Origin of the sequence: Methylobacterium sp. WL8 (genome assembly GCF_008040045.1) — a bacterium.
Lineage (GTDB): Bacteria > Pseudomonadota > Alphaproteobacteria > Rhizobiales > Beijerinckiaceae > Methylobacterium > Methylobacterium cerastii.
In genome coordinates, this window is sequence record NZ_VRVF01000130.1 from 1 (window position 1) to 6,527 (window position 6,527).

The following is a 6,527-nucleotide window of genomic DNA, read 5'->3' on the forward strand; positions in this document are numbered from 1 at the left end:
GCCCATCGCGCCCTGCTCCACCGACCGCCGCCACCCGCGCAAACCAGTTGCCTGTCCGCACATCCGCGTCTAGACAGCGCCGTCCTCTGGTGGGGCGTCGCCAAGTGGTAAGGCAGCGGTTTTTGGTACCGCCATTCCCAGGTTCGAATCCTGGCGCCCCAGCCAAAAGCTCAGGATTCTCAGCCGACCGTTGATTTCTCGGCTGTTTTCGGACCCGCCCGGGCCGACCGCTCCGTCCAGGTCCACTCGGGAGGTCCACTTGTCCGGACGGCAGGGATCCCTGCCTTGCCCCGCACCCATCTCCGACGTCGCCGACAAACGGTCTTCTTTCGTCGTATCATCCCCGATGACCTGCGCCAGCGGTTCGGCCAGCGTGAGATCCTGCGCTCGCTCGGTCACGCCACACCCGGCGAGGCTCGTCGGATGGCGCAACGCCTGTGGGATGGGACAGAGACCTTGTTCACCCTCGTCCGTTTCAACCGGTCGCTCACGCGGACTGATATCGCCCGGCTCGCGGAGCAGTACCTCGAATCCGAGTCTCTCAAGCACGATGGCCTGCTCGCCACCATCGGGCACTATCCGGAAATCGAGGATCTGCCTCCCTCAGACAGCCCGACCTCCGAAAACCAGATAGATGACAGCAGCGATCCCGCACCGGACGCCCCGAAGGGGACCCTCAATGACCCGGCCGAGTGGCTAAGCCTTTATGAGGGCCGATTGGACGGCCTGAAACGCGATCGTTCGCTCAACAATTTTACCGCCGTTCGCGACACCGCAAAGGATCTCGCTACCCGCAACGAGATCGACCTCGACTCATACCCTCATGCAAACGCGCTTTGCCGCGCGTTGCTCGACGCCGACATCACGATCACCGAGGAGAAGCTGACCTTTCTCCGCGACATCGTCCTGCCCCATCACCCCCGGCACGCGACGACCCATCGCACGACCGCACCTGCTCCGCTCTCCCAGCCCGGAGCACCAGCGACCGCGATGCTGCGCGGTGCACGACAACTTTTTAGCGAGAGTTGGGCGCTTTATGCGCGGGACCGCGTCGACAGCGGGAACTGGAAATCGTCGAATGAACGGCAAGCCCGGTCTACGGGACGCCTGTTCGTCGAGATCTGCGGGGACAAGCCGCTCGGCGCCTATGGGCCGGCGGATGGGGCTGCGTTCAAGCGTGCTCTGCTGGCGTTGCCGGCCAACTACGACAAGAACATTGAGTGGCGCGATATCCAGCGCACGCGCGGCATCCGTGGCTTGACCGAGCATTGCAGCGGCAAGCCCGGGATCGATCGACTGAAGCCGCAGACCTTCAATCGGCACTTGGCCGCGTTGTCAGGCATCTGGCCTTGGCCCCAGACCAACGAAGTCGTCGCCAAGGGCCTCCCATCGATCTTTGAAGGTCTGCACATCAACCTGAAGCGCACGCGAGCAAAGCTCCACAGAGCGCGAGACGAACGGCCGATGTGGGATCAGGCCGAACTCGTGGCCGTGCTGAGTGCACCCTTGTTCACAGGCGTTCGAAGTCGTCGGAGCTGGAAAAGAACGGGACCGAACGTCCTACGCGACGAGCGGTACTGGGGCGTCCTGATCGGCTGCCACAGCGGTATGCGTCGTGGCGAAATCTTCCAGCTCCAGGTGCGGCACGTCGTGCACGATGCAGAGACCGGTATTTGGTACTTCAATTTGACGGATTCGACCTTCCAGCTGAAAGCGGAGGGCAGTGCCCGCTGGGTCCCCCTTCATCAAAACCTGTTGAAGCTGGGCTTGCTTGAAGCCTTGGTACAGAAACGAGGAGAGCAGGAATGGCTCTTGCCGGAGGGCGAGGAAGGCCCCGAGCAACAGGATGATCTCGCCGACGGCGACAACGCGTCATTCGGCAGCGCTTTTGGCAAGTGGTTTCAGCGCTTCAAATCGGAATACGGCGTGCGTCATGAGGTGGTGTTTCACTCCTTCCGACACACGGTGACGACGCTCCTTTGCAATGCCGGGGTTCAGCGAGAATTCGTGGAGGAGCTCATCGGCCATGAGAGCAGGGAAAGGCGGTCCGAGATCAAGCGTTACAACAAAGGTCAAACCCTGATGATGCTCAAAGGTGTCATCGACCACCTTGTTCTGCCGATTGACATCAATAAAATGATGGATGCGGCGCCCACTGGCCAACCTCGCCCCTCGTTAGAGCCAAGACGGTCGTCGACCGCATAGGGTGCCAAAGAACGGCTCGTGTTGGCCTTTGGTCGGCAGGGGCTCAAGCGAGCTGTAAAAGCTGAACCGTTCCCCCAAGCGTGTGCATTCTACAATCCGCCCATCGCGGTTGTACAAATGACTTTGTCGGCGTCCCATGAGTGAACACGCCTTGCTGCGACCAGTCGTCCGCATAGGGTCGTTTGTAGAGCAAGGCGTCGATCCTGAATTTCCGCTTACAGGCTGGCCCACGAAGCAAGGACGTATGACCGGGCTGGGTGGAATGCGGTCCAACCGCTTTTCCGTCGTACCCGCCTTCGCACGGACGTCCATGCCGTGCGTGGGAGCGAGGCGATCAATTCGATGGCGTGCCACGACGGGGACATCGACGCGCAAGTCGTTTTGCCTCGACCAAGGCGCCTATCGCCTCGCTGCTGCCACTTGCCGAGGGTACACGTAGACCATGATCCCAGGCAGTTCGGTCCTCTCAGGCGGCGGTGCCATGGGCGCGCTCATGCGTGCCCACGACTGGTCGACCACGACCATCGGGGTCCGGGAGCAATGGCCACCGTCGTTCGTGACCCTCGTGCGCATCATGCTCAACTCGCGCCAACCGATGTTCATCGCCTGGGGTTCGGATCGCACCCTCGTTTACAACGATTCCTATGCGCCCATGCTGGGCTCGAGACACCCATCGGCCCTTGGCCGTCCCTTCTTCGAGACGTGGCCCGAGGTCCGCGACGAGGTCGGCGCCCTGATGGACCAGGTGTTCGCGGGCGACCCCGTGCACATGGACGACCTCCAGCTTACCCTGCATCGGAACGGCTATCCGGAGGAGACGCATTTCGCGTTCTCCTACACCCCCGTTTCGGGAGATGACGGCGTTGTCGAGGGCCTGTTCTGCGCCTGCACCGAGACGACCCGACAGATCCTCGTCGAGCGCCGGTCCTTATCCGAGCGGCAGCGGCAGAGATCGCTCTTGCAGCAGATGCCGGGCTTCGTCGCCGTGCTGCGCGACCCAGACCACGTCTTCGAGTACGTCAACGACGCCTACGTCACGATCACCGGCCGGCGTGACTACCTGGGCCGCGGCGTCCGCGAGGTGTTCCCCGAACTGATGGGACAAGGGTTCTTCGAGCTTCTAGACCGGGTCTACGCCACGGGTGAGGCCTACACGGCCAGCACCTTGCCGATCCGGTTCGCCGGCGAGGACAACGACCGCTTCATCAACTTCATCTATCAGCCTATCCGCGACGACGCAGGCGCGGTCACCGGCATCTTCGCCGGTGGGTACGAGGTCACCGACCAGGTGCGTTCGCGCGCCGCCCTCGCGGACAGCGAAAGCCGCTATCGCACCCTGTTCGAGAGCATCGACGTCGGGTTCTGCATCATCGACATGAGGTTCGACGATGCGGGCCGTGCCACCGACTACCGCATCGTCGAAGCCAATCCAGCCTTCGAGAGGCAGACCGGCGCCGACGTCGTTGGTCGTTGGGTCAGTGAGTTCGCCCCTGACCTGGAACCCTACTGGTTCGACCTGTACGGACGCGTCGCGCGAACGGGCGAACCGGCGCATTGCGAGAACAAGGCCGACGTCTTCGGGCGCTGGTTCGACGTGCGCGCGCTCCGCGTCGGCGATCCGCTGGACCGGCGTGTCGCGATCCTGTTCAGCGATATCTCCGAGCGGAAGCGCATGGAGGAGGCGCTCCGCGTCATGAACGCGACGCTGGAACGCCAGGTCTCCGAACGGACCGCCGAGCGGAACTTCCTCGCGACCATCGTCGAGCGCACCGATATCATGGTTGTCCGTCGTCAGATGATTTGGGACATTCAGCGGTGTTCAGGAGCGGAGGCTCTGGTCCATCTGGGGTAAGAGGTTAGGCAGCCTGCGCGTGGTGGCGCAAGCGGCGATCCATCAGGGTCTGGCGCTTGATGCGTTCCCGCTCGGCCAGGATCCCTTCGCCGCGTCCGAAGTAGACGTCGGCGGGCGTGAGGTTGCTCAGGCTCTCATGGGCTCGGGCATGGTTGTAGTGTTCGACGAAGGCCGCCACCCGCGCTTCGAGTTCGCCGGGCAAGTAGGCGTGTTCGAGCAGGATGCGGTTCTTGAGCGTCTGGTGCCAACGCTCGATCTTGCCCTGCGTTTGCGGATGGCATGGCGCACCGCGGGTGTGGGTCATGCCCCGAATGCCGAGCCAGTCAGCCAGGTCGCTGGCGACGTAGCTCGGCCCGTTGTCGGAGAGCAGGCGTGGCCGCGGCATCACCCGCGCCTGATCGAGCCCAGCGGCCCCCAGCGCCAGGTCGAGCGTGGCGGTGACGTCGCTGGCCTGCATCGTCGTGCACAGCTTCCACGCCACGATGTAGCGTGAGAAGTCGTCCAGGACCGTCGACAGGTAGTACCAGCCCCAGCCAACGACCTTCAGGTAGGTGAAGTCCGTCTGCCAAAGCTGGTTGGGCGCGGTGGTCTTATCGCGGAACTCGTCGGCGGCCTTGATGACGATATAGGCTGGGCTTGTGATCAGGTCCTGCGATTTGAGTAACCGGTAGACGGTCGCTTCCGAGACGAAGTAGCGACGCTCGTCTGTGAAGCGCCCCGCCAGCTCACGCGGGCTGAGTTCAGGCTGCTCCAGAGCCAGGGCAACGATCTGCTCGCGGATCTCTGCAGGTAGACGGTTCCAGACCCGGCTCGGCTGCGAAGGATGGTCCTTCAACGCCTCGGGGCCGCCGCGCTGGTAGGCATCGTACCACCGGTAGAACGTCGAGCGGGTGATGCCGAGCTTGTCCAGGGTGGCACGCACCGGCAGGTGGGATTGCTCGACGAGCCGGATGATCTCCAGCTTCTCGGGGGCCGGGTACCTCATGCCTCGTCGCCCCCAGCCCCGCTCATGCTTATGGGATGGCCCGCCCCTCACCGAACCGTTGGTGGCATGCTGCTGCCTTGGAGGAATGGAGGGATTGGGAATGGCAAAGAGTTCGGTCGCCGTGCTGGGTATCGATCTCGGCAAAAACAGCTGTAGCCTGGTTGGCCTCGACCCAGCCGGTACGGTGGTTCTGCGTCGTCGTGCACGGCGTGAGACGATCGTCGGCCTGACGGCCAAGCTGCCCGCTTGCGTCGTCGCGATGGAGGCCTGCTGTGGCGCCCATCACCTCGGGCGGCTGCTGGCCGCGCAGGGACATACCATCCGACTGATGTCGCCCGAGTATGTCCGCCCCTACGTCAAGGCGTAGAAGAACGACGACCGCGATGCCGAGGCGATCGCCGAGGCCGCCACACGTCCGACGATGCGCTTCGTGCCCCTCAAGGCGCAGGAGCAACTCGACATGCAGAGCCTGCACCGGGTCCGGTCTCGGCTGGTCGGCATGCGGACCATGCTCATGAACCAGCTCCGCGCGATCCTGTTGGAGCGCGGTCTCGTTTTCCCGCAAGGCCGCCGCAAGTTCGAGACGGCGGTCGGCATTCTCGTGACGGATCCCCAGGCGCAGATTGGCGCGCGTATCCAAGCTCTCGTCGCCGAGATCCGTGAGGAGTGGGTGAGCCTCGACGGCCGTATCGAAGCGCTCGACCGAGAGTTCGCGGCGCATGCCCGCGCCGACGAGGCGGCACGTCGCCTGGAGTCGATCCCAGGCGTCGGGCCAATGACGGCCACGGCCTTGCGCGCAGCCGTCGACGATGGAAGCGCCTTCGCGTCTGCCCGCGACCTGCCGGCCTGGCTTGGCCTCGTGCCCCGACAGCATACGACCGGCGGCAAGCCGAAGCTGCTCGGCATCAGCAAGAGGGGCAACGCCTATCTGCGTGGGCTCTTCATCCATGGGGCGCGCGCGGCGCTGGCCTCGCTGTCCAAGGTCGAGGATGCGACCGGCCGATGGCTGCGCGGTCTGCTGGCGCGGGCGCACTACAACGTCGTGGTCGTCGCGCTCGCCGCCAAGCTCGCGCGGATCGCCTGGGCGACGCTGCGCAAAGGAGTGAGCTTCGAGCGGCATCCGGAGCCGGCCCTCGCATAGGGCATCAAAAGAGGTTGACCTGAGGCGGAGCGCGATCGCTCGGCGCGGGTCCACGAGGTCTGCGGGAGGACAGTGAAGATGGCCTGACGGTCGAGCGGCGTTCCGGAAGCCTGGCAAAAAAAGCGGCCCCCGAGGCCGAATTGCTTATGAGGCCCGGGACGTGCGGCTCTCCATCTTGGCGGCGGCCACCATGCCGACATGCCGGATACGTTTGTGCTGATCCTCCCCCGGTTCCACGGACAGGGGGGTTAGCTCGCGTTCCGTTCGGCTTGCTCGGGTGTGATGTATCCCAGGGCCGAGTGGATGCGCTGCCGATTGTAGTAGCCCTCGATGTAGGCGAACAA

Annotated in this window: 3 protein-coding genes, 1 tRNA gene and 2 pseudogenes; 4 read left to right on the forward strand and 2 right to left on the reverse strand. The window is 64.0% G+C overall.

Going from position 1 to position 6,527, the window contains the following annotated elements; genetic code table 11:
* The first annotated feature begins 90 nt into the window (after positions 1 to 90).
* The 3 genes from FV234_RS24810 to FV234_RS26400 all read left to right on the forward strand — a co-directional run bounded on the left by FV234_RS24810 (position 91) and on the right by FV234_RS26400 (position 4,057).
* Positions 91 to 165 (forward strand) — tRNA-Gln (locus tag FV234_RS24810).
* A gap of 120 nt (positions 166 to 285) precedes the next feature.
* Positions 286 to 2,205, forward strand: a complete 1,920-nt coding sequence (locus FV234_RS24815; protein ID WP_147832319.1) for a DUF6538 domain-containing protein — start codon at positions 286 to 288, stop codon at positions 2,203 to 2,205.
* A 481-nt stretch (positions 2,206 to 2,686) separates the two neighbouring features.
* Positions 2,687 to 4,057 carry a PAS domain-containing protein gene (locus FV234_RS26400; RefSeq protein WP_187273803.1) on the forward strand — a complete coding sequence of 457 codons (1,371 nt, stop codon included), beginning with the start codon at positions 2,687 to 2,689 and terminating at the stop codon, positions 4,055 to 4,057.
* Between the two features lie 4 nt (positions 4,058 to 4,061).
* On the opposite strand, the pseudogene FV234_RS24825 reads toward FV234_RS26400, so the two are convergent.
* Positions 4,062 to 5,072 (reverse strand): annotated as a pseudogene (locus FV234_RS24825) (IS3 family transposase); the annotation flags it as partial.
* 91 nt (positions 5,073 to 5,163) lie between these two features.
* Here FV234_RS24825 and FV234_RS24830 point away from each other — a divergent pair.
* A pseudogene (locus FV234_RS24830) lies at positions 5,164 to 6,183 on the forward strand (IS110 family transposase).
* A gap of 248 nt (positions 6,184 to 6,431) precedes the next feature.
* On the opposite strand, the gene FV234_RS27135 reads toward FV234_RS24830, so the two are convergent.
* Positions 6,432 to 6,527, reverse strand: a 96-nt coding sequence (locus tag FV234_RS27135) for an IS3 family transposase (protein WP_348643084.1), incomplete at its 5' end; no start/stop codon positions are given.

Bases quoted from the DNA above. Each gene is read 5' to 3' on its own strand.
- FV234_RS26400 (WP_187273803.1), top strand. From the start codon at position 2,687: ATGGGCGCGCTCATGCGTGCCCACGACTGGTCGACCACGACCATCGGG.